Genomic DNA, 26,048 nt, shown 5'->3' with positions numbered 1-26,048 from the left:
CGTCCCGGCTCAGTTGGCCGGCGCGATGTCGAGCATGGTCGGCCCATAGAAGCCCGTGCCGCGGATCGTCTCGGGCATGGTGACGCGCTTGCCATAGGCCACGCTCTGCACCGGCTGGTAGATCGGCGCGAACGGATACTGCGACAGCACGTATTCGTGGTACTTCGTGAAGTTCGCGACGCGCTCGTCCCAGGTTTTCGACCTGGTCATCGCGACATCGTTCAGCTTCTCCGCCTCGGGAACGTTGAACATCGAGACGTTGGGATAGCCGGCGCGCTTGGCTGCGAAGAACCAATCGACGATATCCGCATTGGTCCACTGATAGGCGCGGATCGCGAGCTGGTGCTCGGTCTTCTTGCGGTACTGCGCATTGATCGAACCGGCATCGATGATGCTGATATCGGCCTGCATGCCGACGGCCTTGAGCTGCGCCTGGACGATCTCGACAAGGCGCTTGAACTCGGTGCCGTTCTGGGTCCAGAGCTTCACTTCGAGGCGCTTGCCGTCCTTGACGCGGATGCCGTCGGCGCCCGGCTTCCAGCCGGCCGCCTCGAACACCTTCTTCGAGCGCTCGGGATCGTAGGAGATCTTGTACTTGGGATCGACCTGCGCCTCCTTGAGCGAGGAGATCAGGAAGGTGTCGGCGACGGCTCCGTTGCCGCCATAGAGGCTGGTCAGGATTTCCTTCTGGTTGACGGCAAAGGCGGTCGCCTCGCGCACCTTGATGTCGGTGAACGGCTCGACGCTGGTGTTGATCGGCATATAGACCACCTCGTTGCCGGGGATGGTCACCAGCTTCACCGCCTTGTCGGCCTGGATGCGCGGCAGGAAATCGGTGGGGACGTTGACGAGCAGATCGGCGCCGCCGGTCTTGAGTTCGAGATAGGCCGTCGATTCCTCGCCGATCTCGCGGAAGGTCAGCTTCTTGAACTTGGCCGGCCCCTGGTTCTTCGAGAGGTCGGAGGCCCATTTGTAGTCGTCGTTGCGGGTGAGAACGGTCTGCTGGCCCACCGTGAACTGCTGCATCTTATAGGGGCCGGTGCCGATCGCCTCGGTCACACCGAACTTGTCGCCCAGCGCCTCGTAGGATTTCGGCTCCGGCACGCACATGAAGGAACTGGCGAGGTTGAACAGCAGGTTCGGGTCGGGATTCTTCATGTGGAAGCGCACGGTCAGGTCGTCGACGACCTCGACCTTGTCGATCGCCTCGACGGTGAAGGCGTTCTCGGTGCCTTTGAACTGCGGCACCCACCATTCGATGGTCTTGGCGTTGAACGGTTCGCCATTGTGGAACTTCACGCCGGGCTTCAGCTTGAAGGTCCAGAGCATGCCGTCCGGGCTCGATTCCCAGGAGGTCGCGAGTTGGCCGTGGAAGCTCTGGTCGGCGTCCTGCACCACCAGCCGGTCGTAGATCAGCGTCGTCGCCGTGTTGAGCTTCGTCGCCTTGATCGGGTTGTAGGTCGGCGCGCCGACGAGGCGCGCGGTCATCACGAACGTGGCTTCCTGCGCCAGCGCCGTGGAGGCGGCGAGCGCCGACAGGCCCAACGCCAGCAGGCTCCCTTTCATCATCGTCTTCATCCCGCTTCCCCTTTTGTTTCGAGATGTTGCGAAAGGCTGTGATCGCGGCCGTCAGCCGAGCGGGCCGGAACTGTCCCCGACATGGCCGGTGAAGCGGCCATAGAGCTCGGCCATGCGGTTCAGCCGCGCCTCGACCTGCGGGCCGAGCTCGACGAAGACCGCGTTGATCAGCAGGTTGCTCAGGCTCGCCATCTGGGCGGTCGAGTCCCAGAACAGGTTGAACTCGGTCGAGACGACCAGCATCTCGTCGACGAGCCCGCGCCCCCAGTCGCAGAAGGAGTCGGTGATGAGTGTGGTCTTGATGCCCGCCGCCTTCGCCTGCTCGGCCAGCACCTTGGCCATACGCGAATAGCGCCGCGCCTCGAAGATCACCAGGCAGCGCTCCTTCTCGGTCGACAGCAGCAGCTCCGAGAAATTCCCGGCGGCCAGATCGGCCAGATGCACGCCGTCGCGCAGATATTGCAGCTGGTTGGCGAGATATTGCGCAAGCCCGCGCTCGGTCTGGAAACCCGTGACATAGACAGATGAGGCCGTCGCCAGCCGGCGGGCGACGCGTTTCCACTCCTCGCTCTGGGCGAGCTCGTAGATGCGGACGAGCCCGGCGATCTCGAGCTGGAGGCTGCGCGCCAACTGGTCGTCGCCAGCGAGGCTGCGCTGCTGGAAATCGCGCAGCCTGTCGCTGATCAGCCAGGGCCTGTCGCCGATCTCCTCGGCGAGGCTGGCCTTGAGGTCCTTCAGGCTCCTGTAGCCGAGCGTGCGACAGAAGCGCCCGACGGTCGGCTCGCTGAGCGAGACCTTCTCGGCCAGGCTTGCCGCCGTCTCGAAGGGCAGGCTCGGCATCTGCGCCAGCATATAGCTCGCCAGCGCCTTGTCGGCCTTGGAGCCGTTGGCGAGGCAAGTCTGCAATCTCTGGCGAAGCGTCTGCGACATCGGCACTCCCGCGCTCCGAGGGATGAAGAAATTTTTCTTACAAGCTGTCAATTCATTTTTATTTTCTTGCAAAACTGATCCGTTTCCGGCTCGGTGCGGCTAAGCTCGGCAACGGGCAAACGGGGATGGATTCGACTGGCGATGGCGACCGCGACAGGACAGGCCGATGTGATCGTGCTCGGCGCTGGCATCGTCGGCGTCAGCGTGGCGCTGCATCTGCAGGAGCGCGGCCGGCGCGTGCTGCTCATCGATCGCGGCGAGCCGGGCGCCGAGACCAGCCATGGCAATGCCGGACTGATCGAGCGCTCCTCGGTGGTGCCCTATGCCTTCCCGCACGATCTCACAGCGCTCGTCAACCTGGCCTCGAACCGCTCGATCGCCGTGCGCTATCGGCCGGCAGCGCTGCTGCGCATGGCACCCTGGCTCGCACGCTACTGGTGGAACTCGGCCCCGAACCGGCTCGATAAGTTGGGGCGCGCCATCCTGCCCTTGATCGAGCGCTGCATCGAGGAGCACCGGCGCTGGACGCAGGCCGCAGGTACCGAGGCGCTGATGCGCGACGAAGGCTGGATCGAGCTCTACCGCACCCGGCAAGGGCTCGACGCGGCGACCCGGGCGGCGGCCGAACTTGCCGCATACGGCCTCTCCTATGACCTGCTCGACGAGGCGGCGCTGAGCGAGCGTGAACCCGGCCTGCTCGCCGGCACGGTCACCGGCGCCGTGCATTGGCGCGACCCCGTCACCGTCAGCGATCCCGGCGCGGTGACCCGCGCCTATGCAGCGCTGTTCGTCGCCCGCGGCGGCCTGTTGAAGTCGGCCGACGCCGCCAGCCTGCGCCAGGACAGCGAGGGATGGCGCCTGTCCGCCGATGGCGGGAGCTGGCAGGCTCCCGAAGCCGTCGTCGCGCTCGGCCCCTGGTCGAACGACCTTGTCGAGCGCTTCGGCTATCGCTTCCCGATCGGCTTCAAGCGCGGCTACCACATGCATTACGAGAGCGCCGAGGAAACGGCGCCGCGGCATCCACTCTGCGACGCCCAGGCTGGCTTCGTGCTGACTTCGATGCGGCGCGGCATCCGCCTGACCACGGGGATCGAGCTCGCCGGGCGCGACGAACCCTCGGATTCCTGGCAACTCGACCAGGCTGAGCGCATCGCGCGGCGGATCGTGCCGCTAGGCCGGCGCCTTGACGCTGAACCGTGGCGCGGAGCGCGCCCTTGCCTGCCAGACATGCTGCCGATCATCGGCCGAGCGCCACGGCATCACGGTCTGTGGTTCGCGTTCGGCCATGCGCATCATGGATTCACGCTGGGGCCGGTGACAGGGCGGCTTCTCGCAGATGCGATGACCAAAGCACCGTCATTTTGCGACATCGCGCCGTTCGCAGCCGATCGATTCTAGATCATATATTTGAAGAAAGCGCAGCCTTCGTAATTCAACGCAACGCAGCCCTCTTCAGAGTCGCACGAGTTTCCCGGCCTCGGCCTTGAGGATGGCGTCCGCAGCCTTGCGGCATTCTTCTTCACCCAGCATGGGGAATCCTACCGGTCGTCAGGTCGAGCTACTTGATCGGGCTGGGCCTGTATCCGAGCGAGCCGTGCGAGCGCAGCGTGTTGAAGTGCCGGCGACGAACTCAAAAAGCTCAATGTCCCACTGACATTCGTGAGGTCGGCGGAGCATATGCAGAACTGGAGCCGCCTGGCCAAGCAGGCGACCCGGAGCGGTGTGCTGCCCAGTCTGCACCACCCCATTTCCAAGCGTTTTCCGACGGTTTCGGCATCCGATGTCGGTCTGCTCTCGGCCGAACTCCTGATGTCGGCGGGGGATGTGCCGCTTCGCATCGTCCATGCGGAAGGGCCGGAACGCTACAGCACCGAAGACGTGGCTCGCATCTTGGGGGAACTCGTCGACCGCCAGATCACGGCCAAGGAGCTTCCCCAAGCCGAATGGGTTCCGGCGCTGGTCGGCGGCGGGCTCAGCTCCAGCTACGCAAACCTTGTCGCTGAAACGTACCAGGCTCACAACGCGGGACGTATCGACGTCGAGCAGGATGTCGGAGAAACAGCGACGGGCCAAACGACGATGCGCGAAGTCTTGGCTCTGATGATCGGTGGCCGCTGATATTGTCCGCATTGCGCATCAAAGGCTGTAAGTCCAAGCCTTCTGCCGCAAACCGGATCGCAAGCTATAGCTGGCACGAGATGGAGCTCCACCGCACGGTCGCCATTTCTGGCGTCGGCGACGAACCGCCAATGTCGGCAATTGGCGCAGCCCGCAACAATGAGCTTGGCTCTCGGCTGAATGACTGAGCCTCAGAGTCCGAACAGCCTCTCGAAGAAGTTCTTCTGGCGCTTGATGCGTTGCCGCGGTTGGCCCCGGCTTTCGCCTGCACTGGCGTAGCGCGGATCCTGTCCGGCGCCGGCCACGCCGGCCAGGGCGACCGGCTTCTGGTCCTTGAGGGCGATCTTCATGAAATTGTGCCAGATGTCGGTCGGCAGGTTGCCGCCGGATACGCCCTTGGTGGGCGTGCTGTCGTCGTTTCCGAGCCAGACGCCGGCAACCAGATTGCCGGTGTAACCCACGAACCAGGCGTCCTTGTAGTCGTTGGTGGTGCCGGTCTTGCCAGCCATCGGCCAGCCGGGCATCCGCGCCCTTTGGGCCGTGCCGATGACGAAGATGTTGTGCATCATTTCGTTCATCATGGCATCGGTTCTTGGATCGATGACTTGCTCCAGATCGCCCGAAACCGGGCGGCTGAAGACGGGCTTGCCATCCGCGGTCTTCACCTCGGTGATCACATAGGGCGCAACTCCGAGGCCCCCGTTGGCGAAGGTCGCATAGGCGCCGACCAGCTCGAGCGGCGTGACTTCGGAGGTGCCGAGCGCGATCGAGGGGGCGGCTTGGAGCGGCGAGGTGATGCCGAGGCGCTGCGCTGTTTGCACGACGGCCTCGGGACCGACCTCCATGTTGAGCTTCACCGCCACCGTATTGAGGGAGAGCGCGAGAGCCCTGCGCAGTGTGATCGGCCCCCGATAGCCCCGGTCATAGTTCTCGGGCTTCCAGCCGTTGATATTGACCGGCGAATCCGTGCGCACGGTGTCGGGGCGAAGCCCTCGTTCGAATGCCGTCAGATAGACAAAGGGCTTGAAGGATGAGCCCGGCTGGCGACGGGCGGAGGTCGCTCGGTTGAACTGGCTTGCCTCGTAGTCGCGGCCACCCACGAGAGCTGTCACCGCACCGTCCGGCCGCATCGCCACGAAAGCGCCCTGGCTCACATTGAACTTCTGGCCCTTGGCATTGAGCTCGTCGACGAGTACCCGCTCGGCCGCAGCTTGCATGGGCGGCTCAAGTGTGGTCGAGACCACGATATCGGAGTCGATGGTGCCAACAGCGTCGTCGAGCGCCTCCATCACGTAGTCAGCGGCATAATTGGCGGAGCCGGCTCCTTTTGGACGCACGAGCTCGGGCGGTGCGCCAAAAGCCGTCTGGGCCATGTCGGGCGCGATGAAGCCGAGTTGCTTCATGTTCTCGATCACGCGTTCGGCGCGGGCCTGCGCGGCCTCGCGGTTGCGGTTGGGGGCCAGGCGCGACGGGGATTGGACGAGGCCAGCCAGCATGGCGGCTTCCGATAGCGACACATTGCGGGCCGACTTGCCGTAGTATCGCTGAGCTGCCGCCTCGACGCCATAGGCACCGGCACCGAAATAGACCCGGTTGAGATAGAGCTCGAGAATCTGGTCCTTGCTGTAGCTCCGCTCCAGCCAGAGCGACAGGATCGCTTCCTGGATCTTCCGCGAGACCGTGCGCTCTTGCGTCAGGAACAGGTTCTTCGCGAGCTGCTGGGTCAGCGTTGAGCCGCCCTGGAGGCCGCCGTCATGGGTCAGGTTGCGGTGGGCCGCACGGACGAGGCCCATCAGGTCGATACCCCAATGGTCGTAGAAGCGCCGGTCCTCGATGGCGACGAAAGCCTTGGGCAAGTAGGGCGGCAGCTCCCCGAGGGAGACCTCGCGGCCGCCCGTCTCGCCGCGATTGGCCAGAAACGAGCCATCATGAGCCAGGATGGCGATGTTCGGGGGCCTTTTCGGCACTGTGAGCTGACTGAGCGGAGGCAGCTGCGAGGCGTAGTAGGCGACGACACCGCAAAGGCCGATGAGGCCAGCCAGACAGAACGCAAGCCCGGCATAAACCAGCTTTTTCAGGACCGAACTCCCGCCCGCAGGCCGGGCCGTCCCGGGTCGGAGAGATGCGTCATCGCTGGTTTGAGATGTCGGCCAGCACGCCGAAGCGCGGCCATCGCGATCCTCGGAGGCGGGGCGAGAGGCAGGCTCCTGTGCTGCCGTCGCCAGCGCGCCGACAGACGGCTCGCGCCTGTCACCTTCGTTCGGCACCTGTGGTCAGCCCCCATTCCGTGCAGCCTATGCAGTCGGAGCTTCTGGCATCGGCTCTTGGCGCAACTAAGACCAGGGACGGACATGCATGTCACGCTGGAGATCAGGCGCGCGACGGCGCTTCATCGTCGAAGCCTGGGGAGAGTAACTGAAGGGCAGGGGACAAGGAGTGGCTCCTCCTGTCCCGCAGGTCGGGGAAGCACTTCCAGCTCAACCGGGCCCACGCCGCTCCGAGCGGAACGGCCACCAGCGCCGGCCCGCCACCGAGATCTTCGACGACATCGGAAAGATTGCCTCGTTCTCAAGCTCTATTTTGGCGACCTGCCCGCGGGACGGCGGACGAAAGGCTCGCTGGAACTCGGCCGGAAGCGGCACGGTCAGCGGCTGGATCTCCGCGATCCGCCCGTTCGTCTGCTTGAAGCCGTCCGCGACGGTCACGCGATCGCCGACCTTGGTCTCGTAGAGCGAGCCCGTCTCCAGATAGACAAGAGCATATTTCGTCCCGACATAGAGTTGCATCAAGTTGTCGCCGGGCCTCAGGACATCGCCCTGCACCGTCGTCTTCGGGCCGATCGTGCCATCCGAAGGCGCTTCGATGACCCCGTTATTGTAGCTCAGCCGCAGTTGCTGGAGCGCGAGGCGGGCTTCGGACAAGGACAGGTCGAGCTGGGCAAGCTGTTCGATGGTGCCTCGACGCTCCGCTTCCCGCGAAGCCTTCTCCTGCATCGCGAAGTAGCGATCCTTCTGGACATTGGCGACGAACGCGTCCGAGACGAAGCCCGAGCCGGCGCGGGAGGTATTGACCTTGCGCAGCTGAGCCTCCGTCTCCTTCAGGCGCTCGTCGGCGGACTTCATGACGGCATTGGCGACCTCGAGCTTGATGGCGAGCTCGGCCTGCCTGGCGGTCGTCTCCGCGGCCTTCGAGGTGAGCGTGGCCATCGCCTCCATCATCTGCGGGGAGCTGACATGCGCCAGGATGTCGCCCTGCTTGACCGCCTGCCCGGGCTGGGCCTCCATCCTCGTCACCTGGACGGCGTAAGGAGAGGCGATGATCACATGATCGGACAGGACGAGCCCTTCCGCCCGAAGCCATAGCAGGTGCCCGCCGAAGAGATTGCCGAGGTAAGCGAAACCGGCCAGCAGGGCGATGATGTAGAAATACCGACCATAATTCCGACGCGACTTCTGGTTCGCTCTCACGTCGTTCAGAAAGCGGTCGGCGCGTGTTCGGGCTTTCAGCTGCGTGATCATGGCTCATCTGATCCGATGAGCCTGATACGAGACCCGCCGTGGCGAATACGAGTCCCGTATGGAGGCGCGGTGAACCCACTCTTCATAATAGGCGTACAGGCGGACGCATCGCATGAAGACGCCATTGTATAGGCCGAATGTCGGCAAGTATGGCGCGATGCTGAGGATCATCCTCCAGTCGTATCGCCTGCATATCGAGAGGGCCATCAAGAAGGATATCGCGTCTACTATGATGTAGATCAGCGCCACTGACGCCAGGATATATAGCCCGACGACGCCGAATATCAGCAGGATCCAGGTTATGTAGATCGGGAAGATGAACGTCGTGATCGTCGTCATCAGAAACCATTCGAGCTGCTCGAACGTTTCGATGAAGCTGAATGTCCTGCGCCCCGGATTGAGCGTATTTCGAAATTTCCGCATGCGGATGCGAAGCGTGTCCCGATCCCAGCGGCGGCGCTGGCGAATGATCGCCGCGAAGGTCGCCGGCGTGTCGGTGAAGCACCATGAATCGGCTGCGAACCTGATTTTCCAGCCGCTTCGGCGCAACCGCATGGTCAGGTCGAAATCCTCTCCTGGCCCGGGATCGAGGAGGCCGACCTGGGCGAGGGCTTCGCGGCGAAAGGCGCCAAAGGCGCCTGAGGCGCAGACGACCAGATCCAGCATGTCGAGCGCACGTTTCCCCATGCCGATCGAGATGGTGTATTCGATGGCCTGATAGGCGGTCACGATCGAATGGTCGAAATTGCGGACGCCAAGAGCGCCGGTCGTCGCTCCGACGCCCGGATCCGTGAAAGGCTCGATCAGTTTTTCGATCGCGTTGCGATCATAAGAGCAATCGGCGTCCAGATTGATGATGATATCGCCCTTCGCGACAGTGAAGCCGAGATTGCACGACGCCGCCTTCCCGCTCCGCACCTGATTGGAAAGGGCGATGTCGATCCGGCCGAGCTGGCGGTAGCTGTTGATGATCTCGCGCATGCCGTCGGTGGAGCCGTCATCGATGAAGATGATCTCGTCGATCCGGCGGGTCTGCTCGCCGAGCGATTTGAGGCATTTTTCGATCGCGTCAGCTTCGTTATGGCCCGCGATCACGACGCTGACCGCCAATTGGTCGAGCTGCCGCCGCTCGGGCGCGGTCGGCGGCTGCGTTCTGGCGAAGCTGGCGGCGAAGATCGCGACCCCGGAGAAGGTGTATCGCGGAATCTCCAGCAGGATCATGAACCAGAACATCGTGAGCCACGCCGCCCAGTCCAACTGGCCGAGCAAGACGAAGGGTGTGGCCAGATCGGTCATGGCTATGCGGCCCGCTCGTCGGCGCTTCGCGTCGGCGAGGCCTGCAGGAGCGAATGGCTAAACCCCAGTTCGACCTTCAGCACCGCTTCCAGCCTGGCGGCGAGCCGAGCCATGGTGCGATGCGCGCCAGCCGCGTCGGTCCGCGGCATCAGGATGAGAAAGCCGCCATCCTCTTCCCGAAAGGCGTCGACTTCACGCAGCGTGCTCTGCAGGACGTCGATCACGAGCAGAAGGCTCTGCTCCCAGAGCCGCGCATTCTCGGCTTCGAGCTGCGGCCGATTCGCGAAGGTCACGCGCACGAGCTGATAGAGCGAGCCGAATTCGCGCTGTTCCCGTTGGGCATAGTCGAGAAGGACGCGGAAACTGTCCGAGCGGGGATCGGGCGAAGCCGCCGGCGCCTCCCTCTCCTCGAGGATCCTGCGCAGGCCTGCAGCGGTCATGTTGTAGGCATACCATGTCCGGGCAGGGACCTGATCCGGTCTGGAATGCGTTCCGCAGTTGATGCATTTGAAGCCGACGCTCGGCTTGTCGTTGATCGATCCGCAATCGTTGCAATGCGTTATCGATCCCGGCTTGTCGTAGTCGAGGCCGATGTGCCGGAGCTTCCGCGCACATTTGGGGCATTCGAGTCCGGCTTCGGTCTTGAAGCGGGATTCCGGTGCCTCATAGGCGCATTGGAAATGATGAACGACGATCTCCTCGCTGATGTTCGCGGACATGCAGGCATGGCACTCCTCGCGGACCGACAGGTGCCCCGAGCGGCATTGCGGGCAGACGTGAATGCGATCGAAGAAACTGCGCAGCAGATAGCCCTTCTCGAAGAGGGTCGTCGCTGTCTCGGAAATGTTTTCGAGCCGTCCGGCAACAGGGTAGCGAATGAAGTCCTGGGATCGTGAATCGTATACGGGGTTCAGATTTTCGTTTCTGGAGTACATTCTGGAAAGCAGGATATCTTCGCTCTGCACAGAATGGCGTATGGCCGGCGGCAGTTCCTCGAGGCGCTCGCAGATACTCTGGATCTTGTTCCAGGCCGAGCGTTCTCCTTCTTCCGTCGCGTCGATGTAGACCGATTCATTGCGAGCGAAGCTTACAATGGGGATCAATGGATCCTTGATGTTGTTCAGGATGAGTCTAAGCGCGTGATCCGGCATCGTGGCGGTGAGAATAACCGCCTCGAACCTGTCGCCGGCTCCATGCGCCCTCCATCCCGAAGGTGCGCTATAGCCTTCTGGAAGTCGTGGGTAGGCGAGGAAATTCCGTGGCCGCGATATTGTCGACAGGTTGTTTTCTTTTAGTTCGACCAGCATCTAAGCCACCCTCGCTACGTAGATAACGCGTCGTCCGGCAGGATTCTGGAATGTCTTATTGGTATGTGTGGAATTCGACTTGAATCGAAAGTTTTAGTATATTTTGATATCAACATTCATGCTCCGCGAATCTATTAGGAGATTCGAGGATTTTTGCTATCTGTTGTGTAAGTTTTAGTTGTAGGTGGTGCAGATTGTCTACGGTTGTGCATTTTGGCGATTTATCGACTGGGAAAATCCAATCAGGATACCTGGCGTGATTGATCGATCTCCGGTGAGATTAGGGTTGATCTTCCCTCTTTTAAGATTGTGAGTTCCGTAGCGTCGCTTTGGTTGTTATTGTGATATAATGGTATTATAGCGACCCAGATCCGTCAGTTAGAGTTGGGATAACAAGAAATTTACTATAAAATATCGGCGGGTACAATGGGGGTTTGAAAGGGTGGGCGGCGTCATGCCGGCGGGGCTCCTCGGCTCGCCGCTGCCTCGCCGGCGAAACTGCGTGCCCTGTTTCGCCGCTCAGTCACGCGTGGGAGCCACTGGGCCTGCGCGCCAAGGGGGAGCGGTCAGTGCGCGCGGGGTGTCAGTCCGTTCAGGGCAAGCGTGACGTGCTCGCGGATGAACGCCGCCGACAGCGGCTGGTGCCCGACGAGGAGCCGATAATATAGCGGGGCATAAAGCATATCGAGGATCACATCGGGGTCGGCGTCGCGAATGAGGCCGGCCGCGATGGCGGCATGCACAATCTCGACGCCCTGCTTGCGGCGCGCGAGCACGTAGCCTTCCCGAAAGGCCTCGGCGATCTCGGGGTCCGACTGCCCTTCGGCGATGAGCACGCGCACCATGTTGCCGATCGGGCCATGGAACTCCTGGGCCATGCGGTGCAGCCGGTCGAAGATGCTCGTCATGTCCAGCTGCTCCGGATAGGGCAGGGCGTCGCGCGCTTCGCGCAGGAACGCGGACATGATGACTGCTGCCCGGTTCGGCCACCATTTGTAGATCGTGGCCTTGCTGACCTTGGCGCGCTGCGCGATCGCCTCGACCGTGGTCGCCTGGAGGCCCTCAGTCGCGAGAAGGTCATAGGCCGCCGCCAGCACCGCGTTCTCGGCTGCGGCGCTGCGCTTGCGGCCGCGAGGTGTGGGAGGCTGCGCCATCTTTCCGGGTCCCCTGCCGTTGGTCGTGGTATTTACAAAACTAAACGTTCAGTTTTTAAATGCCGGCGCCCGGCCACGTGGGCGCCGGCCACCTGACGCTCCGCCGAGGGTATGCCACGCGTCCGCGAGCGCGCAATTCGATGCAAGCGATAACCGGATCGCACAGGCGAAAGTGCGGCCGCAAATAAAGATATGCCGAGGAAGCGACCATGAACGACGACCAACTGGAGCGGGCGACCATCAGCAAAGTCGGCTGGCGCATCCTGCCGTTTCTCATACTCTGTTACTTCGTGGCGTTCCTGGATCGGGTGAATGTCGGCTTCGCCGCTCTTCACATGAACGGTGATCTTGGATTTACCGCTTATATATATGGTTTCGGGGCCGGTATATTCTCGATCGGCTATTTTCTGTTCGAGGTCCCGAGCAATTTGGCCTTGCACCGATTCGGCGCCAGGGTGTGGATCCCGCGCATCATGATCACCTGGGGGATCGTCTCCGCCGGATTCGCCTTCGTCTACAATGACACCTCCTTCTATGTGATGCGCTTCCTGCTGGGCGCGGCGGAGGCGGGGTTCTTTCCGGGCATCGTCTTCTATCTCGGCCGGTGGTTTCCGGCGCGGCATCTGTCCAGCGCCACGGCGATCTTCATTCTCGGCCTGCCGATCTCAGTACTGATCGGTGCGCCGCTCTCGACGGCGGTCCTCGAATTCGCGCCGCAGATCTGGTTCCGCAACTGGCAGTGGATGTTCCTGATCGAGGGCGGGCTCGCCGTCGTGGTGGGCATCGTCGCCTATGGCGTGCTTCGGCGCGGCCCGGAGGAGGCCGAGTGGCTCACGGATGAGGAGCGCGTCTGGCTGGTCAACCGGCTGGAGGCGGAGCGGCGGGAGAAGGAGCAGGCCGGTTCCTATGGCGTGCTGGAAACCCTGTGGAACGGCAAGGTGCTGTTCCTCTCCTTCGCGATCTTCTGCAACATCACGGCGCTCTTCGGCGTCACGCTGTGGATGCCGCAGATCATCAAGGGCTTCGGCGACATGACCAATGCCCAGGCGGGTCTTCTGACCGCGGTTCCCTATCTGTGTGCGGGTATCGCGATGGTGCTCAACGCCCGCCATTCCGACCGCACCGGCGAGCGCCGCTTCCATATCCTCTTGCCGGCCTGCATCGGCGGGCTGGGGCTGGCCCTGTGCACCGTCACGCAATCGCCGCTTCTGGCCATGATCGCGATCTGCGTCGGGGCGGCCGGCATCCTGGCCTCGAACATCCTGTTCTGGCCGCTGCCGAGCACGTTCCTGACCGGGGCGGCGGCCGCCGCCGGCATCGGCCTCGTCAACTCCATCGGCAATCTTGGCGGCTTCGTCGGGCCTTACATCAATGGCTGGGCACGCGACTATTTCGGCAATTATGCGGCCAGCATGGCGGTGCTCGGCGCGATGGTCGCGCTCTACGGCGTGCTCATCTTTGCCTTCCTGACGCTCGCAGGCCGTCGCGATGTCGCCTTGGCGAGCGCTCCCATGGGGCAGCCCATGCGCAGCGGGGGCTAGGCCGGAAACCGGCGCCAACACTTCGGCGGGCGGCCACAGGGCTCCCGCCGGCTCTCATCATCGAGGACGATTATGACGCTTGCAGCGCAAGGTTCTCCCAAGACTCGGCCCAATGCGGCGGTCGAGCTGGTCATCGCCGCTTTGGCCGATCGCTTCGGCGAGCAGGTCACGCGGAATGCCGTCATCCGCGAGCAGCACGCCAACGCAACCTCCTGGCATCCGCTCGAGGTGCCGGATGCCGTCTTCTTCGCGCGCTCGACCGAGGATGTCGTGGCGGTCGTCAAGCTCTGCGCGGCTCACAAGGTGCCGGTCATCCCCTTTGGGACCGGCACTTCGCTGGAAGCCGGCGTCAATGCGCCCTTCGGCGGGATCTCGCTCGACCTGAGCCAGATGAACGCCGTCCTCGCCGTCCATGAGGAGGACATGGACTGCGTGGTCCAGGCCGGCGTGACGCGCAAGGCGCTCAACGCCCATCTGCGCGCCACCGGTCTGCATTTCCCGATCGATCCCGGCGCCGACGCCTCGCTCGGCGGCATGGCCTCGACCCGCGCATCGGGTACCACGGCCGTGCGCTACGGCACGATGAAGGACAACATTCTCGGCCTGACCGTGGTGATGCCCGACGGGACGGTCTGCAGGACGGGCACGCGCGCCCGCAAATCCTCGGCCGGCTACGACATGACGCGGCTCTTCATCGGCGCCGAGGGCACACTCGGCGTCATCACCGAGCTGACGGTCAAGCTGCATGGCATCCCGCCATCGGTCGTGGCGGCCGTCTGCGCCTTTCCCGACCTGGGTTCCGCCTGCAATGCGGTCATCGCCAGCATCCGCTACGGCCTGCAGCCGGGCCGTATCGAGCTGGCCGACAGCCTGCAGATCCGTGCCTGCAACGCTTATTCGAAGCTCGCCATGGCGGAGGCTCCGACGCTGTTCGTGGAGTTCTCCGGCCTCGAGGCCGCGGTGAAGGAGCAGGTCGAGCTCTTCGGCCAGATCGCCGAGGAGTTCGGCTGCAAGTCCTACGACGACGCCGCGACCGCCGAGGAGCGGAATGCGCTCTGGGCTGCGCGGCATGACGTCTACTGGGCCTGTCTGCAGCTTCGGCCGGGTTCGCAATTCATCGCCACCGATGTCTGCGTGCCGATCTCGCGGCTGGCCGATTGCATGACCGAAACGCACGCCGATATCGCGCGGAGCGGGCTGGTCGCTCCCATCGTCGGCCATGTCGGCGACGGCAACTTCCATGTCTCGATCATGGCGATGACGGACGATGCCGAGGAGATGGCCCGGACGAAGGCCTTCATCGACCGGCTCAACCATCGCGCGATCGCCATGGATGGGACCTGCACCGGCGAGCACGGTATCGGGGAGGGGAAGCGCAGCTTCCTGCGGGACGAGCTGGGCGTGACCGTCGACTATATGCGCCGGCTGAAGGCGACGCTCGACCCTCATGCCATCATGAACCCGGGCAAGGTCTTCGAGGCCTGAAAGCCACGCCGCAACCCGTCAAGGAGACATCATGCTGTTTGCGATCCTGTGTACCGACAAGCCGGGTGCGACCGCCCTCCGGGCCCAGCTTCGTCCGAGCCATCTCGATTATCTCGCCCCGCATCGCTCCCGGATCCTGTTCGCCGGTCCGTTCCTGGCCGAAGACGGTGAGACCTCGACCGGCAGTTTGATTGTCATCGACTGCCCGGACCGGGCGGCGGCGGAAGCCTTCGCCGCGGACGATCCCTATGCGCGCGGCGACCTGTTCCAGAGCGTCGAGGTGCGCGCCTGGCGAAAGGTCCTGCCGGACGGGCGGTGAGCCCCAGTCTGACGCCGAAATTCAGCAGCAGCCGACGCGTTCGCGCGTGACGACAGGAAAAACCGATGTCAGCGAAGATTGACCACCGCTCGATCATGTCGCGCCGCCGGGAGGAGGGTGCGGCGATTGTCGTGACCGGCGCTGCCGGGGGGATCGGGGGCGGCATCGTCGAACGTCTGCTCGCCGATGGCTGGCAGGTGATCGCGACCGATCTGAGTGCGGAAGCTCTCGAGAGGTTGAAGGACGGCGCTGCTGGCGCCGCGCTGTCGTTCGCGCCGCTGGACGTTGCGGATTCCGCCGCAGTGCGTGCGCTGGCCGTGGATCTCGATGCCCGGGGCGTCGCGGTGGCCGGGCTGGTCAACGCCGCCGGCCTGCTGCAGGACATCATGCCCTTCATGACCATGGACGAGGCGGCTCACCGCAAGATCTGGGACGTGAACTATTTCGGCGCCCTGGCCTGCACGCGCGAATTCGGCGCCTGCATCATGGCGGGCGGCGGCGGCTCGATCGTGAACATCACCTCGATCAACGAGATCCGGCCCCTGCCGCTGCATGCCTACGCGCCGACGAAGGTCGCCCTCGGCTCGATGACCGCGCTGACGGCCGGCGAGTTCGGACAGGCCGGGCTCCGCGTCAACGCGGTCGCGCCCGGCTTTACGCTGACGCCGATCATGCGCGCGAAGATCGAGAGCGGGACGCGCGACGATTCCGCCATCAAGCAGGCGACGGCGATGGGCCGGCTCGTCGAGATCGAGGAGATCGCGGCGGTGGTCGGCTTCCTGATGTCGGACGCCGCCAGCGCCGTCTCGGGCGCTTCGATCCCGGTCGACGCGGGTTGGCTGGCGACTTCGCACTGGATGAATTTCGGTGCCGCTCTTCGATAGGCGCCGCGCCACGACCGATGGGGTTGCCCGGACCGGGAACCCGGGCCGGGCGCAAGCGGGGGAAGGCAGGCTAGAGAAGCGATTGCCGACCGGGACGCTCGCACGGATTACTGTTGTGCGCCCGGAACTTGCAGATGGCCCCCAGGGTAAACGCGATGCCGGCCTTGGAACCGAGGCCCATCACGTTGCCGATGGTCGGATCGTCCTCCCGATGGCGGCGGATCAGGGGCTTCGGCTGTCCGCCGAAGTAGAGGCTCAGGCCGGCCAGCGCATAGACGTCGCCACCCTCGCGCAGCAGGGCGCGTGCGAAGACGCTCGGCTGGGCCGAGCTGGTGCTGGCCGGTGCCCATTCAATGCCGACGCCGGCCGTCACATCGCCCCCTGCCACTGCCCCGGAAACGGTCAGGGCAAGGTTATCGTCAGGATACCAGGTGAGATTGGCGGCAGCCACGAAACGGGTGTCCAGATCATAGCGGAACTGTCCCTGCGGCGTGGAGAAGGTGGCGTTGCTCTGGTCGATCACGCCGATCAGGCCCCCTAACGTGAACGAATTCCAGTAGCGTTCGGCCTCGACCCCGACGGAATAGGTATTCACGCCTCCCAGCGCGTCGAGACGGGCGAAGCCGGCCTCGACGCCGATCATGCCCGTTGACGGATCGCGCCAGAACAGGTGAGCCCCGCCGCCATAGAAGGCCGGTTTTCCCAGCGAGCCGTCGAGCGCGCCGCCGGCGCCATCGAGCTGCAGGCCGAAGCGCTGCCCGAGCGGCAGCGTCACCGCGCCTTCCAGCCCGGTCGCGTCGTCGCCGTTGGCGCCCCCGCGCGTGAAGCTGAGCTTCCCGCTGGGGCCATCCACGGCCGGGAGCGTCTGTTGGGCCTGGGCAGGCAAGGCTGCGAGCAACATCATGGATATCAGGGCAAAGGGCGCCTGATGACGCATCGCAGCCTCCATCGTTCGGTGGTTTTCACCTTGCCCGCACCGATCGAGGCCGTCTATGGCGTCGGCCGGGCTTTCTACAGTCTTCCTCAAGGGAAGTCCGCAGGCCGGCGCCGCTTCCCGGTTCAGGCGAAGCGCTTGGCGCCGGCGACGCAGAGCACCACCACGCCCGTCGCCGCGATCATCGTCCAGGCGATCGGTTCGTGCAGCAGCAGGCCGGCGAGCAGCAGGCCGAAGAAGGGCTGCAGCAGCTGAAGCTGCCCGACGCCGGCGATGCCGCCGAGCGCCAGCCCGCGATACCAGAAGACGAAGCCGACCAGCATGCTGAAGACCGAAACATAGCCGAGCCCGAGCCAGGCCGGTGCTCCGATCCCCTGCCAGGTCGCCGGCAGGTAGAGCAACGCCACGGCCGCCATCGCCGGCAGCGAGAGCAGCAGCGCCCAGGAGATCACCTGCCAGCCGCCGAGCCGGCGCGAGAGTGCCGCGCCCTCCGCATAACCGAGCCCGCAGAGCAGGACGGCGGCGATCATCAGCAGGTCACCGGTGACCGAGCTGCCTTCGCTATGGGCAAGGGCGAAGCCGGCGACGGTCGCTCCGCCCAGCAGCGAGAACAGCCAGAAGGCGAGCTGTGGCCGCTCGCCGCCGCGCAGCACGCCGAACAGCGCCGTCGCCAGCGGCAGCAGGCCGATGAACACGATCGAGCGCGCCGCGGTGATGTGCTGCAGCGCCAGCGCCGTCAGCAGCGGGAAGCCGAGCACCACCCCCAGCGCGACGACCGCGAGTGGGCCGAGATCGTGCCGCTCCGGCCGCTTCTGGCGCAGCAGCGCGAGGCAGGCGGCACCCAGCACGGCGGCGATCACGGCGCGGGCCGAGGTCAGGAACAGCGGCGAGAAACCGGCCACGGCGACGCGCGTCGCCGGCAGGGAGCCGCTGAAGATGAGGACGCCGAGGAAGCCGCTGCCCCAGCCCCTGCCGGCCCATCCTTCGCGCATCGATGTCGCTCCTGTTGTCGTCCCTGCCGGCTCTACGCCATGGCGCGTCCGATGGAACAGCGACATTCTGGTACATTTGTGCCAAACTGTATGGCTATGAACAGCAATACGATCGAGGATATGGCGGAGGTCCGGCAGACGCGCACCGCAACCGTGATGGCCGCCATCCGCGGCAGGCTGGCGGCGCGGACGCTGGCGCCGGGGGACCGCCTGCCTTCCATCCGCCGCTTCGCGGCCCTGATGGGCGTTTCGCCCGCGACGGTGGTCGAGGCCTATGACCGTCTCGTGGCCGAGGGGCTGATCCGGGCCCGCCAGGGCTCGGGCTTCTACGTGACCGGCGGCGGCCTGCCGCCGCTTTCCCTGGCGCAGGCGGAGACGGCACGGGAGCGCGCCGTCGATCCCTTCTGGGTCTCGCGGCAGTCGCTCGATGCCGACCCTGCCGCCCTCAAGCCCGGCTGCGGCTGGCTGCCGGCCGACTGGATGCCGGGCGACGCGCTGCGTCGGGGCTTCCGCGCGCTGGCCCGTTCATCCGACGCCGTGTTGGCCGATTATGGCGGCACCCTCGGCTCGCCGGTGCTGCGCCGGCTGCTGCTCGGGCGTTTCGCGGAGGAGGGGTTGTCGACCGGGCCCGAGCAACTTCTGCTGACCGGATCGGGCACTCAGGCGCTCGACCTGATCTGCCGCTTCCTGCTGCGGCCGGGCGATACCGTGCTGGTGGACGACCCCTGCTACTTCAATTTCCAGGCTCTGCTGCGGGCGCACCAGCTGCGCGTCCTCGGCGTCCCCTACACGCCGACGGGGCCGGATGTCGCAGCCTTCGAGGCCCTGGCGGCGCGCGAACGCCCGCGCCTCTACATCACCAATTCCGGGCTACACAATCCGACGGGAGCCAGCCTGACGCCGCAGACGGCCTATCGTGTCCTGAGTGCGGCGGCGGCTTGTGCGATGACGATCGTCGAGGACGAGATCTTCGCCGATTTCGAGCCGGAGCCCTCGGCGCGGCTCGCCGTGCTCGATGGCCTCGACCGCGTCATCCGCATCGGCAGCTTCTCCAAGACCCTCTCGGCCTCCGTCCGCTGCGGCTATATCGCGGCGCGCGCGGACTGGATCGAGGGGCTGGTCGACCTCCAGGTCGCGACCAGCTTCGGCGGACAGAGCCCGGTCGCCGCCGAGCTGGTCGCCGGAATCCTCGCCGGCGGCAACTATCGCAAGCATATGGAGGAACTGCGCCGCCGGCTCGCCCAGGCACGGCGCGACGTCGCCGCCAGGCTGGCGCCGCTCGGCATCCGGCCCTGGCTGATGCCGCGCGGCGGCTTCTACCTCTGGTGCCATTTGCCCGATGGCATCGATTCGGCCGAGCTCGCCCGCTTCGCCCTGAGCCGGGAGGTGGTGCTGGCACCCGGCAATGTCTTCAGCATCTCGCAAGGGGCGGCGGGTTTCATGCGCTTCAACGTCGCCCAATCGCGCGATCCGCGCCTGATCGAGGTCCTGCGCGAGGCAATGGCGGGGTTGCACGCCGGATCGGTCGCTGCGGCCGGCCCCGGCTAGGAGGGACCAAAGCCTGAACGGCGCGGGGTTGCGCCGCACTCGTCAGCCCCGCGCCCCCCTGTTATAGAGCGGCACGACCGGCCAGAGCCGGAGAGCACCGGAAGTTCAAGTCATGCATCTGAGGATCGGCACGCGCCGCAGCCCGCTGGCGATGGCCCAGACCAACCATGTCATGGGCCTGATCCGTGAAAAATTCCCCGATACTGAATTCACCCTCTGCCAGATCGCCACGATCGCGGACCGCGATCGCGTCTCGGAGTTCCACCAATTCGGGATGGTCGGCGTCTTCGCCGTCGAGCATGAGCAGCAACTGGTCACGCGCGAGGTCGATTTCGTCGTCCATTCGCTGAAGGACTTGCCCACCACCTTGCATGAGGGGCTCGTCCTGGCCTCGGTGCCGCCGCGCGAGGACCCGCGCGATGCGCTCTGCGGGGCGACGATGGCTTCGCTGCCGCAAGGCGCCAGAGTGGGCACCGGCTCGCTGCGGCGCCGCGCCCAGATCCTGAACCTGCGTCCTGACGTCACGGTCGTGCCCATCCGCGGCAATGTCGGACCGCGCCTCGCCAAGATCGGCGGCGATGACGCGCTCGACGCCGTCATCCTGGCGCATGCCGGCCTGCGCCGGCTCGGCCTCGACGATGCTTCCTCCGAAGTGCTGGATCCGGCGCTGTTCCCCTATGCGGTCGGGCAGGGCGCGCTCGGGCTGGAAGCCCGTGCCGACAATACGGCCGCGGTCGAGATCCTGCAGGCCATCCAATGCCCGACGGCGCGCGCCGAGGCGGAGGCCGAGCGCGAGATGATGCATGCGCTGGGCGCCGGCTGCAGCCTGCCGGTTGGAGCCTGTGCCAGCTGGGAGGATGGGCGGCTGACGCTGCACGCGCAGGTGACGTCGATCGAGGGGACGGAGCGCGTCGTGGCGAGCGGAAGCGGAGCACTCGAGCAGGCGCAGCAGATCGGCCTTGCCGTCGCCGAGGAGCTGAAGGCACGCGGCGGTGGAGCGATCCTCGAGAAGAGCTTCCGCGGCTATTATCCGACGTTCAAGAACCTCACACCGGGCTGATCCGCCTTTCCGAACAGGCAACACGCAAAGAAGGCCCGGCCTCCTGAGGGAGTGCCGGGCCTTGCCATGGCCGCTGTCGCATGCGGGCGAGCGGCCGCTTCGGGAAAATTCAGAGTCGACCCGCGACGTCGCGATGGCGGTCGGCAAACAGCGCGGCCTCCTTGCGGAACAGCATCCAGGCCGGTTGCGGGCCCTCATACCCGGGCTCCCGCATCGACATCGTATAGGGGCCCTTGTTGCCGGCAGGCTTGTCGGGATCGAGGCGCGCCGCCCGGCACATCGCGCGGGCGATCCGCTTGATTCTCTCTTCGTCCATGTCCGTCTCCGCCGCGGGGTAAGCGGCCACGGAACGTCGAATCGGCGGGAGAGGTTCCCTGAAAAACGGAGAAATCGGAGAGGCGCCCGATTCCAGTGGCTTGAGACTGCCCGTGAAGCCGGCTCTAGATCGGGTCGCGCGGGTCCTCGGGGCTGGGGCTATCGATGCGCGCCGCGCCCGGACGACGCGAACGCGCCCACAGCGCCGAGAAGGCGATGCCGAGTGGGATCGCGATCAGCACGATCCAGACGACGAACCCCCAATCCCCCGCCATCGGGTCAGTCCTGCCTGGCGCCGCCGGCTTGGGAACGCACCGTCGTCGCATCGGCCGGGATGTCGGTCTGCGGCGGCTCCATCTCGTATTCGAATGGCGGCGCGGGGCCGGTGGGGTGGGCGGAATGCGGCGAGGGGCCGGGCCGCTTCTCCGCGTCTGCGGACTGTCCTGGCCGCTGCGGTGTATCGATCGGGGTCGGGGAACCGACACGGTTGAGCATTTCATCCTCCGTGGGGCGAGCTACTGAACCAAGCGCTGGGCCGCGGCATTGTTCCCCTAATGCTCAGGCGGCCAGCAGCCCGAGCGCGCGCTCGATCCGCGAGCAGCCGGCGCGGGCTCGCGCCTTGGCATAGCTGCGCTGCAGCCGGCCGCTGGCATAGGCCTCGACCACGATGGCGTGGACATAGCTCTTGCGCACGACCGCCGGCGTATTCGCGAGCCGCTCCGAGATCGCCCGCATGATGTCGGCGAGCTGGCGCTTGCGCCCGGTTTCGCTGGCGATCTCTTCGCCGGCGAGGAGGAGTTCCGCCGCGGCGGCGTTGGCTGCGAGCATGCGCAAATCCTTGCTGCTGACGGAAAGGCCGCAGGCTTGGCGCAGATAGGCATTGACCTCGGCTGCGCGGATCGGCGCAACCGTGCCTTCCGCGTCGCGATATTGCAGCAGGCGCCGGCCCGGCAGCGCGACGATGCGGGCGAGGGCGCGGGCGAGTGGCCCGTCGTCGATCGCGCAGGCGATCTCCTTGCCGCCCTTGCCGCGGAAATGCAGCGCGACCCGGGTGCCGGAGAGCGTGACGTGCCGTTTGAGCAAGGTCGAGGTGCCATGGCTGCCATTCGCCCTGGCATAGCTCTCATTGCCCACGCGCAGATGGCAGCGGTCAATGATGGCGGCGGCGCAGGCGAGGGCTTTCTCCCGGCAAAGCGCCCGCGTCTTGATGTCGGCCGCGATCCGGGCGCGCAGCCGCGGCAGCGCCTCGATCAGCCGGCCGAGGCGCTTGAGCTTGCGGCGCTCGCGCACCTTCTCCCATTCGGGATGGTAGCGATGCTGGACGCGGCCGGCTTCGTCATGGCCGACCGCCTGCAGATGCGCCTGCGGGTCGGCGGCGATGCGGACATCCTCATAGGCCGGCGGAATGGCGAGCGCGCGAATCCGGCCCAGGACGTCCGCGTCCGTGATCTTCGCGCCCTCTGCGTCGCGATAGCCGAAGGAGCGGCCAAGCCGGACGCGCCGGATGGTGAGGTCGTCGGAGGAAACGCGCCGCAGCCGCGTCGCGGTGGCAGGGCGATTGGCGTTCGGGGAAACCGGCATGGGCGGGCTCGCGCAGATCCATTGCGAAAACGGCGCCATCGTCCAGTTGGTTCCACTCAGTCGAGCATATTCACCACATTTCGACAAGCGCGCAGGTTTCTGGGGATGCATGCGCGAAAATCAGTGGCCAGGGCGCCGGTTCCTCGCCCACATTGTCAAAAAAATTGAACGATATTTGGGGAGACGAACGGTGCCGCGGGTTTTGATCGCAGAGTTCATGCATGAGACGAACACCTTCAGTGTTCAGCTCACGGACGAAGCCACCTTCCAGGCACGTCGCGTCTATCGCGACAATGAAATCCCTGGCGCCTTCCGCGGCACGCGCACCTCGATAGGGGCGGCCTTCGAGGCAGCCGACAAGTTCGGCTGGAGCCTTGCCCATCCGCTGGTAGCCGGTGCCAACCCGTCCGGCCGCGTCACCGATGCCGCTTTCGATCTCTTCGCCGGCCAGATCGTCGATGCTGCCGCCGGTGTCGATGGCGTATTGTTGCACCTCCATGGAGCCATGGCGACGGAAAGCTCGGATGACGGCGAGGGCGAGCTGCTCGCCCGGCTGCGCAAGCGGATTGGCCCGGATGTGCCTGTGGTCGTCGTGCTCGACCTGCATGCGACCGTGACGCAGCTCATGGCGGACAACGCCAATGCGCTGATCTCATACCGTACCTACCCGCATATCGACCAATACGAGCGGACCTGGCAGGCCGCCGAATTGCTTCAACGTGCGATGAAGGGCGAGATCAGGCCAAAGGTGGCGATCGCCCGGCGCCCGATCCTCTATGCGCTCGACGGTGGCCGCACCACCTCGCCGCCTTTCCTGGAGCTGCTGCGCCGCGGCGATGCGCTGGAAGCCTCGGGCGATGCGCTGGTCGTCAGCGTCCAGGCCGGTTTCTCCTCGGCCGACGTCCACGATATCGGCCCCTCGATCGCGGTCACGGCCGATGATCGCGGCAAGGCTCAAGGCATCGCCGAGGAGCTGATGGATTACGCCTGGGAGCAACGCCGCTTCTCCTCGATCCATTTCACGCCGCTGGCCGAGGCCATGGCGCGTGCCAAGGCCGGCGAGGCCGACACCGGCAAGCCTGGCTACAAGCCCCTCGTGATCTCGGATTATTCCGACAACCCCGGCTCGGGCGCCTATGGCGACGCCACCAACCTGCTGCGCGCCGTGCTGGCGGCGAAGCTCAGGAATGTCGGCTTCCATGCGATCTGCGACGCCGAGGCGGTGCTCGCCGCCCAGGCGATCGGCGTCGGCAATCGCGGCCGGATCAAGCTCGGCGGCAAGGTCGATCCGACCATGGGTGGCGGCCCGCTCGAGCTCGACGCCCATGTCGTCGCGATCACTGACGGGCATTTCATCTGCTACGGCCCGATGGCCGGCGGCGTCTGGCGCAATTACGGGCTTTCGGCCCTGCTGCGCGTCGACGATGTCGAGATCATCGTCATCACCCATAACGGCCAGGCGACGGACCTCGCCCAGTTTACCTCGCTCGGCGTCGATCCGACCCGGAAATCGACGGTGATCGTCAAGTCGATGCAGCATTTCCGCGCCGCCTTCCAGCCGATCGCCCGCGAGGTGCTGGAGGTCGATACCGGGGCGCTCTCGACGCGCAACTTCAAGGAGCGGCCCTACAAGAAGGTTCGCCGCCCGATCTTCCCGCTCGACGATATCTGACCGCCGCTCGCAGGAGCCGCGACGACTGAATTTGAGGAGAACATCATGGCGATTCAGGCCGATATCGTATTGCGCAACGGGCCGATCTGGTGCGGGCGCGAAGAGGGCGTCGTCGAGGCGCTGGCGATCTTTCGCGACAAGGTGCTGGCGGCTGGAAGCGACGCCGAGATCGCGCCGCTGATCGGCCCTAAGACCCGCGTGGTCGACCTGAAGGGCCGGCTGGCGACGCCGGGCCTCAACGACTCGCATCTGCATCTCGTCTCGCTCGGCATGACCATGGGTTGGGTCGATTCCAAGCCCGACGCCGCACCGACGCTGGAGGCGCTGCTCGGCGCCATCTCGGCCCGTGCCGCCACGCTCAAGCCCGGCGAGTGGATTTTGTCGCGCGGCTACGACCAGACCAAGCTCGATACCGGCCGCCATCCCTATCGCGAGGAACTCGACCGCGCCGCGCCGAACAATCCGGTGATGCTGGTGCGCACCTGCGGCCATATCGCGATCTGCAATTCCGAGGCGCTGAGGCTCGGCGGCATCGACGAGAAGTCGCCGACCCCGCAGGGCGGGCTGATCGAGCAGCAGAACGGCCGCCTGACCGGCCTGCTCGCCGAGAACGCCCGTGCCCCGGTCCAGGCTGCGATTCCGGCCGCGACCGAGGAGGACATCATCGCCGGCATCGAGCGCGGCGGGCAGTATCTGCTCTCGCTCGGCATCACCAGTTGCATGGACGCCGCCGTCGGCCAGAAGGGCGGCTTCGGCGAGATCGCCGCCTATCATCGCGCCAAGCGCGACGGGCGCCTGCCGGTCCGCACCTGGCTGACCCTGCTCGGCGACGATGGCCGCTCGATCGTTCCGCAATGCTACGACGCCGGGCTGATCTCCGGCACCGGTGACGACATGCTGATGGTCGGTGCCGTCAAGCTCTTCCTCGACGGTTCGGCCGGCGGGCGTACCGCCTGGATGACCGAGCCTTATCTCGGCGAGGACAAGACCACCGGCGTCTGGATGTGGGAGGATGCCGAGCTCGAGCGCATGGTGCTCGACGCCCACAGGAAGGGCTATCAGCTCGCCTGCCACGCGATCGGCGACGCCGCGATCGAGCAGCTCATCACGGCTTATGAGAAGGCGCTCGCGGCCTATCCCGATTCGGACCGCCGCCACCGCATCGAGCATTGCGGCTTCTCCACCCCGGCCCAGCACGAGCGCATGGTCAAGGCCGGCATCTACCCCTGCCCACAGCAGGTCTTCATCCATGATTTCGGGGACGCCTACGTGAAGGTCCTGGGTCCCGAGCGGGCGCTGCCGAGCTATCCCTTCCGTACCTGGTTCGATCTCGGCCTGAAGCCGGGGACCGGCAGCGACGCGCCGGTCTGCGATCCCAATCCGTTCCCGAACTTTCACACCATGCTGACCCGCAAGACCTGGAAGGGCACGGTGATGGACGAGCGTCAGCGCGTCTCGATCGAGGAGGCGCTGCAGGCCTATACCGAGTTCGGCGCCTTCTCCCAGAAGCAGGAGAAGGTGAAGGGGCGCCTCGCGCCGGGCTTCCTCGCCGATGTCGCGGTGTTCTCGCGCGATCTGTTGACTGCCGACCCCGCCGATATCCTCAAGGATACGCGCTGCGATCTCACCATCCTCGGTGGCGAGGTGGTCTACGAACGGGAGGTTTGAGTCAGAGCATCTTCGAGCGAAAAAGGCCGGTTCGCTTGAAGAAAATGCGAAAAATAATCCCGAACAGCTCTGCGCCACCGTGAAACGCGGAGCTGTTCGGGGAATTTGGCGGCGCGGGGGAAGACAAGCGCGGCAAAGCCGTTATGGT

At 65.4% G+C, this 26,048-nt stretch carries 23 protein-coding genes; 10 read left to right on the top strand and 13 right to left on the bottom strand.

The genetic code is table 11. From position 1 onward, the window contains the following. Window positions 1–9 precede the first annotated feature (9 nt). Together B5Y19_RS09335 and B5Y19_RS09330 are read right to left on the bottom strand one after the other, a co-directional pair. A complete protein-coding gene (locus B5Y19_RS09335) occupies window positions 10–1,569 on the bottom strand; it encodes an ABC transporter substrate-binding protein (protein ID WP_244555541.1) in 1,560 nt (519 codons plus the stop codon). 60 nt (window positions 1,570–1,629) lie between these two features. Beyond that, the gene (locus tag B5Y19_RS09330; RefSeq protein WP_055728711.1) at window positions 1,630–2,508 is read right to left on the bottom strand and encodes a MurR/RpiR family transcriptional regulator; all 879 of its coding nucleotides are present in this window, start codon (window positions 2,506–2,508) and stop codon (window positions 1,630–1,632) included. A 141-nt stretch (window positions 2,509–2,649) separates the two neighbouring features. Between B5Y19_RS09330 and B5Y19_RS09325 the strand changes: the two genes are divergently transcribed. Both B5Y19_RS09325 and B5Y19_RS09320 read left to right on the top strand, forming a co-directional pair. Continuing rightward, window positions 2,650–3,906: an NAD(P)/FAD-dependent oxidoreductase gene (locus B5Y19_RS09325; RefSeq protein WP_055728710.1), complete on the top strand. Its 1,257-nt coding sequence runs from the start codon at window positions 2,650–2,652 to the stop codon at window positions 3,904–3,906. Between the two features lie 279 nt (window positions 3,907–4,185). Then, complete coding sequence (locus B5Y19_RS09320; RefSeq protein ID WP_079591378.1) at window positions 4,186–4,626, top strand: Rossmann-fold NAD(P)-binding domain-containing protein; 441 nt, start codon at window positions 4,186–4,188, stop codon at window positions 4,624–4,626. Between the two features lie 191 nt (window positions 4,627–4,817). On the opposite strand, the gene B5Y19_RS09315 is transcribed toward B5Y19_RS09320, so the two are convergent. The 5 genes from B5Y19_RS09315 to B5Y19_RS09295 all read right to left on the bottom strand — a co-directional run bounded on the left by B5Y19_RS09315 (window position 4,818) and on the right by B5Y19_RS09295 (window position 11,844). Continuing rightward, window positions 4,818–6,851: a transglycosylase domain-containing protein gene (locus B5Y19_RS09315; protein WP_079591437.1), complete on the bottom strand. Its 2,034-nt coding sequence runs from the start codon at window positions 6,849–6,851 to the stop codon at window positions 4,818–4,820. Window positions 6,852–7,103: 252 nt separating this feature from the next. Next, window positions 7,104–8,144: an HlyD family secretion protein gene (locus B5Y19_RS09310; RefSeq protein WP_055728703.1), complete on the bottom strand. Its 1,041-nt coding sequence runs from the start codon at window positions 8,142–8,144 to the stop codon at window positions 7,104–7,106. A gap of 3 nt (window positions 8,145–8,147) precedes the next feature. Continuing rightward, window positions 8,148–9,440: a glycosyltransferase family 2 protein gene (locus B5Y19_RS09305; RefSeq protein ID WP_055728702.1), complete on the bottom strand. Its 1,293-nt coding sequence runs from the start codon at window positions 9,438–9,440 to the stop codon at window positions 8,148–8,150. Window positions 9,441–9,442: 2 nt separating this feature from the next. After that, window positions 9,443–10,747 carry a TackOD1 domain-containing metal-binding protein gene (locus B5Y19_RS09300; RefSeq protein WP_139384325.1) on the bottom strand — a complete coding sequence of 435 codons (1,305 nt, stop codon included), beginning with the start codon at window positions 10,745–10,747 and terminating at the stop codon, window positions 9,443–9,445. Between the two features lie 566 nt (window positions 10,748–11,313). Beyond that, on the bottom strand, window positions 11,314–11,844 hold the full coding sequence (locus B5Y19_RS09295; protein WP_176168596.1) for a TetR/AcrR family transcriptional regulator: 531 nt from the start codon (window positions 11,842–11,844) through the stop codon (window positions 11,314–11,316). Between the two features lie 266 nt (window positions 11,845–12,110). Here B5Y19_RS09295 and B5Y19_RS09290 point away from each other — a divergent pair, with 266 nt between their 5' ends. The 4 genes from B5Y19_RS09290 to B5Y19_RS09275 all read left to right on the top strand — a co-directional run bounded on the left by B5Y19_RS09290 (window position 12,111) and on the right by B5Y19_RS09275 (window position 16,130). After that, entirely contained in the window at window positions 12,111–13,442 is a 1,332-nt protein-coding gene (locus B5Y19_RS09290) for an MFS transporter (RefSeq protein ID WP_055728699.1), read from the top strand. A 72-nt stretch (window positions 13,443–13,514) separates the two neighbouring features. After that, window positions 13,515–14,927: an FAD-binding oxidoreductase gene (locus B5Y19_RS09285; RefSeq protein ID WP_055728698.1), complete on the top strand. Its 1,413-nt coding sequence runs from the start codon at window positions 13,515–13,517 to the stop codon at window positions 14,925–14,927. Between the two features lie 31 nt (window positions 14,928–14,958). After that, complete coding sequence (locus B5Y19_RS09280; protein ID WP_055728697.1) at window positions 14,959–15,246, top strand: YciI family protein; 288 nt, start codon at window positions 14,959–14,961, stop codon at window positions 15,244–15,246. 65 nt (window positions 15,247–15,311) lie between these two features. Next, complete coding sequence (locus B5Y19_RS09275) at window positions 15,312–16,130, top strand: SDR family NAD(P)-dependent oxidoreductase (protein ID WP_079591376.1); 819 nt, start codon at window positions 15,312–15,314, stop codon at window positions 16,128–16,130. A 70-nt stretch (window positions 16,131–16,200) separates the two neighbouring features. On the opposite strand, the gene B5Y19_RS09270 is transcribed toward B5Y19_RS09275, so the two are convergent. Further along, complete coding sequence (locus B5Y19_RS09270; protein WP_139384324.1) at window positions 16,201–17,067, bottom strand: hypothetical protein; 867 nt, start codon at window positions 17,065–17,067, stop codon at window positions 16,201–16,203. Window positions 17,068–17,189: 122 nt separating this feature from the next. Further along, a complete protein-coding gene (locus B5Y19_RS09265) occupies window positions 17,190–18,056 on the bottom strand; it encodes a DMT family transporter (protein WP_055728695.1) in 867 nt (288 codons plus the stop codon). A gap of 96 nt (window positions 18,057–18,152) precedes the next feature. Here B5Y19_RS09265 and B5Y19_RS09260 point away from each other — a divergent pair, with 96 nt between their 5' ends. Both B5Y19_RS09260 and hemC read left to right on the top strand, forming a co-directional pair. After that, window positions 18,153–19,604: an aminotransferase-like domain-containing protein gene (locus B5Y19_RS09260; protein WP_055728833.1), complete on the top strand. Its 1,452-nt coding sequence runs from the start codon at window positions 18,153–18,155 to the stop codon at window positions 19,602–19,604. Window positions 19,605–19,716: 112 nt separating this feature from the next. After that, window positions 19,717–20,664 carry a hydroxymethylbilane synthase gene (gene hemC / locus B5Y19_RS09255; protein WP_055728694.1) on the top strand — a complete coding sequence of 316 codons (948 nt, stop codon included), beginning with the start codon at window positions 19,717–19,719 and terminating at the stop codon, window positions 20,662–20,664. 109 nt (window positions 20,665–20,773) lie between these two features. Here hemC and B5Y19_RS09250 read toward each other — a convergent pair whose 3' ends face one another. From B5Y19_RS09250 to B5Y19_RS09240, 4 genes are all read right to left on the bottom strand, one after another. After that, a complete protein-coding gene (locus B5Y19_RS09250) occupies window positions 20,774–20,980 on the bottom strand; it encodes a hypothetical protein (RefSeq protein ID WP_055728693.1) in 207 nt (68 codons plus the stop codon). A 124-nt stretch (window positions 20,981–21,104) separates the two neighbouring features. Next, a complete protein-coding gene (locus B5Y19_RS26085) occupies window positions 21,105–21,254 on the bottom strand; it encodes a hypothetical protein (protein WP_156367060.1) in 150 nt (49 codons plus the stop codon). 4 nt (window positions 21,255–21,258) lie between these two features. Beyond that, complete coding sequence (locus tag B5Y19_RS09245; RefSeq protein ID WP_055728692.1) at window positions 21,259–21,474, bottom strand: hypothetical protein; 216 nt, start codon at window positions 21,472–21,474, stop codon at window positions 21,259–21,261. Window positions 21,475–21,537: 63 nt separating this feature from the next. After that, a complete protein-coding gene (locus tag B5Y19_RS09240) occupies window positions 21,538–22,560 on the bottom strand; it encodes a DNA topoisomerase IB (RefSeq protein WP_055728832.1) in 1,023 nt (340 codons plus the stop codon). On the opposite strand from B5Y19_RS09240, the gene B5Y19_RS09235 reads away from it, so the two are divergent. Further along, complete coding sequence (locus B5Y19_RS09235) at window positions 22,484–24,232, top strand: M81 family metallopeptidase (protein ID WP_079591375.1); 1,749 nt, start codon at window positions 22,484–22,486, stop codon at window positions 24,230–24,232. The two genes, B5Y19_RS09240 and B5Y19_RS09235, sit on opposite strands and share 77 nt — an antisense overlap. A 45-nt stretch (window positions 24,233–24,277) precedes the next feature. Beyond that, complete coding sequence (locus B5Y19_RS09230) at window positions 24,278–25,900, top strand: amidohydrolase (protein ID WP_079591374.1); 1,623 nt, start codon at window positions 24,278–24,280, stop codon at window positions 25,898–25,900. Window positions 25,901–26,048: the final 148 nt, after the last annotated feature.

The sequence above is a fragment of the Allobosea thiooxidans genome, assembly GCF_900168195.1.
Lineage (GTDB): Bacteria > Pseudomonadota > Alphaproteobacteria > Rhizobiales > Beijerinckiaceae > Allobosea > Allobosea thiooxidans.
The sequence above is the reverse complement of the archived record's forward strand: the minus strand, read 5'-3'. Positions and strand labels throughout refer to the sequence as shown.

What these genes read in the sequence shown, in the direction of transcription:
- B5Y19_RS09335 (WP_244555541.1), bottom strand. Translation starts at nt 1,569, where the DNA reads ATGATGAAAGGGAGCCTGCTGGCGTTGGGCCTGTCGGCGCTCGCCGCC.
- B5Y19_RS09330 (WP_055728711.1), bottom strand. Translation starts at nt 2,508, where the DNA reads ATGTCGCAGACGCTTCGCCAGAGATTGCAGACTTGCCTCGCCAACGGC.
- B5Y19_RS09325 (WP_055728710.1), top strand. Translation starts at nt 2,650, where the DNA reads ATGGCGACCGCGACAGGACAGGCCGATGTGATCGTGCTCGGCGCTGGC.
- B5Y19_RS09320 (WP_079591378.1), top strand. Translation starts at nt 4,186, where the DNA reads ATGCAGAACTGGAGCCGCCTGGCCAAGCAGGCGACCCGGAGCGGTGTG.
- B5Y19_RS09310 (WP_055728703.1), bottom strand. Translation starts at nt 8,144, where the DNA reads ATGATCACGCAGCTGAAAGCCCGAACACGCGCCGACCGCTTTCTGAAC.
- B5Y19_RS09305 (WP_055728702.1), bottom strand. Translation starts at nt 9,440, where the DNA reads ATGACCGATCTGGCCACACCCTTCGTCTTGCTCGGCCAGTTGGACTGG.
- B5Y19_RS09300 (WP_139384325.1), bottom strand. Translation starts at nt 10,747, where the DNA reads ATGCTGGTCGAACTAAAAGAAAACAACCTGTCGACAATATCGCGGCCA.
- B5Y19_RS09290 (WP_055728699.1), top strand. Translation starts at nt 12,111, where the DNA reads ATGAACGACGACCAACTGGAGCGGGCGACCATCAGCAAAGTCGGCTGG.
- B5Y19_RS09285 (WP_055728698.1), top strand. Translation starts at nt 13,515, where the DNA reads ATGACGCTTGCAGCGCAAGGTTCTCCCAAGACTCGGCCCAATGCGGCG.
- B5Y19_RS09280 (WP_055728697.1), top strand. Translation starts at nt 14,959, where the DNA reads ATGCTGTTTGCGATCCTGTGTACCGACAAGCCGGGTGCGACCGCCCTC.
- B5Y19_RS09275 (WP_079591376.1), top strand. Translation starts at nt 15,312, where the DNA reads ATGTCAGCGAAGATTGACCACCGCTCGATCATGTCGCGCCGCCGGGAG.
- B5Y19_RS09270 (WP_139384324.1), bottom strand. Translation starts at nt 17,067, where the DNA reads ATGCGTCATCAGGCGCCCTTTGCCCTGATATCCATGATGTTGCTCGCA.
- B5Y19_RS09265 (WP_055728695.1), bottom strand. Translation starts at nt 18,056, where the DNA reads ATGCGCGAAGGATGGGCCGGCAGGGGCTGGGGCAGCGGCTTCCTCGGC.
- B5Y19_RS09260 (WP_055728833.1), top strand. Translation starts at nt 18,153, where the DNA reads ATGAACAGCAATACGATCGAGGATATGGCGGAGGTCCGGCAGACGCGC.
- hemC (WP_055728694.1), top strand. Translation starts at nt 19,717, where the DNA reads ATGCATCTGAGGATCGGCACGCGCCGCAGCCCGCTGGCGATGGCCCAG.
- B5Y19_RS09250 (WP_055728693.1), bottom strand. Translation starts at nt 20,980, where the DNA reads ATGGACGAAGAGAGAATCAAGCGGATCGCCCGCGCGATGTGCCGGGCG.
- B5Y19_RS26085 (WP_156367060.1), bottom strand. Translation starts at nt 21,254, where the DNA reads ATGGCGGGGGATTGGGGGTTCGTCGTCTGGATCGTGCTGATCGCGATC.
- B5Y19_RS09245 (WP_055728692.1), bottom strand. Translation starts at nt 21,474, where the DNA reads ATGCTCAACCGTGTCGGTTCCCCGACCCCGATCGATACACCGCAGCGG.
- B5Y19_RS09235 (WP_079591375.1), top strand. Translation starts at nt 22,484, where the DNA reads ATGGTGAGGTCGTCGGAGGAAACGCGCCGCAGCCGCGTCGCGGTGGCA.
- B5Y19_RS09240 (WP_055728832.1), bottom strand. Translation starts at nt 22,560, where the DNA reads ATGCCGGTTTCCCCGAACGCCAATCGCCCTGCCACCGCGACGCGGCTG.
- B5Y19_RS09230 (WP_079591374.1), top strand. Translation starts at nt 24,278, where the DNA reads ATGGCGATTCAGGCCGATATCGTATTGCGCAACGGGCCGATCTGGTGC.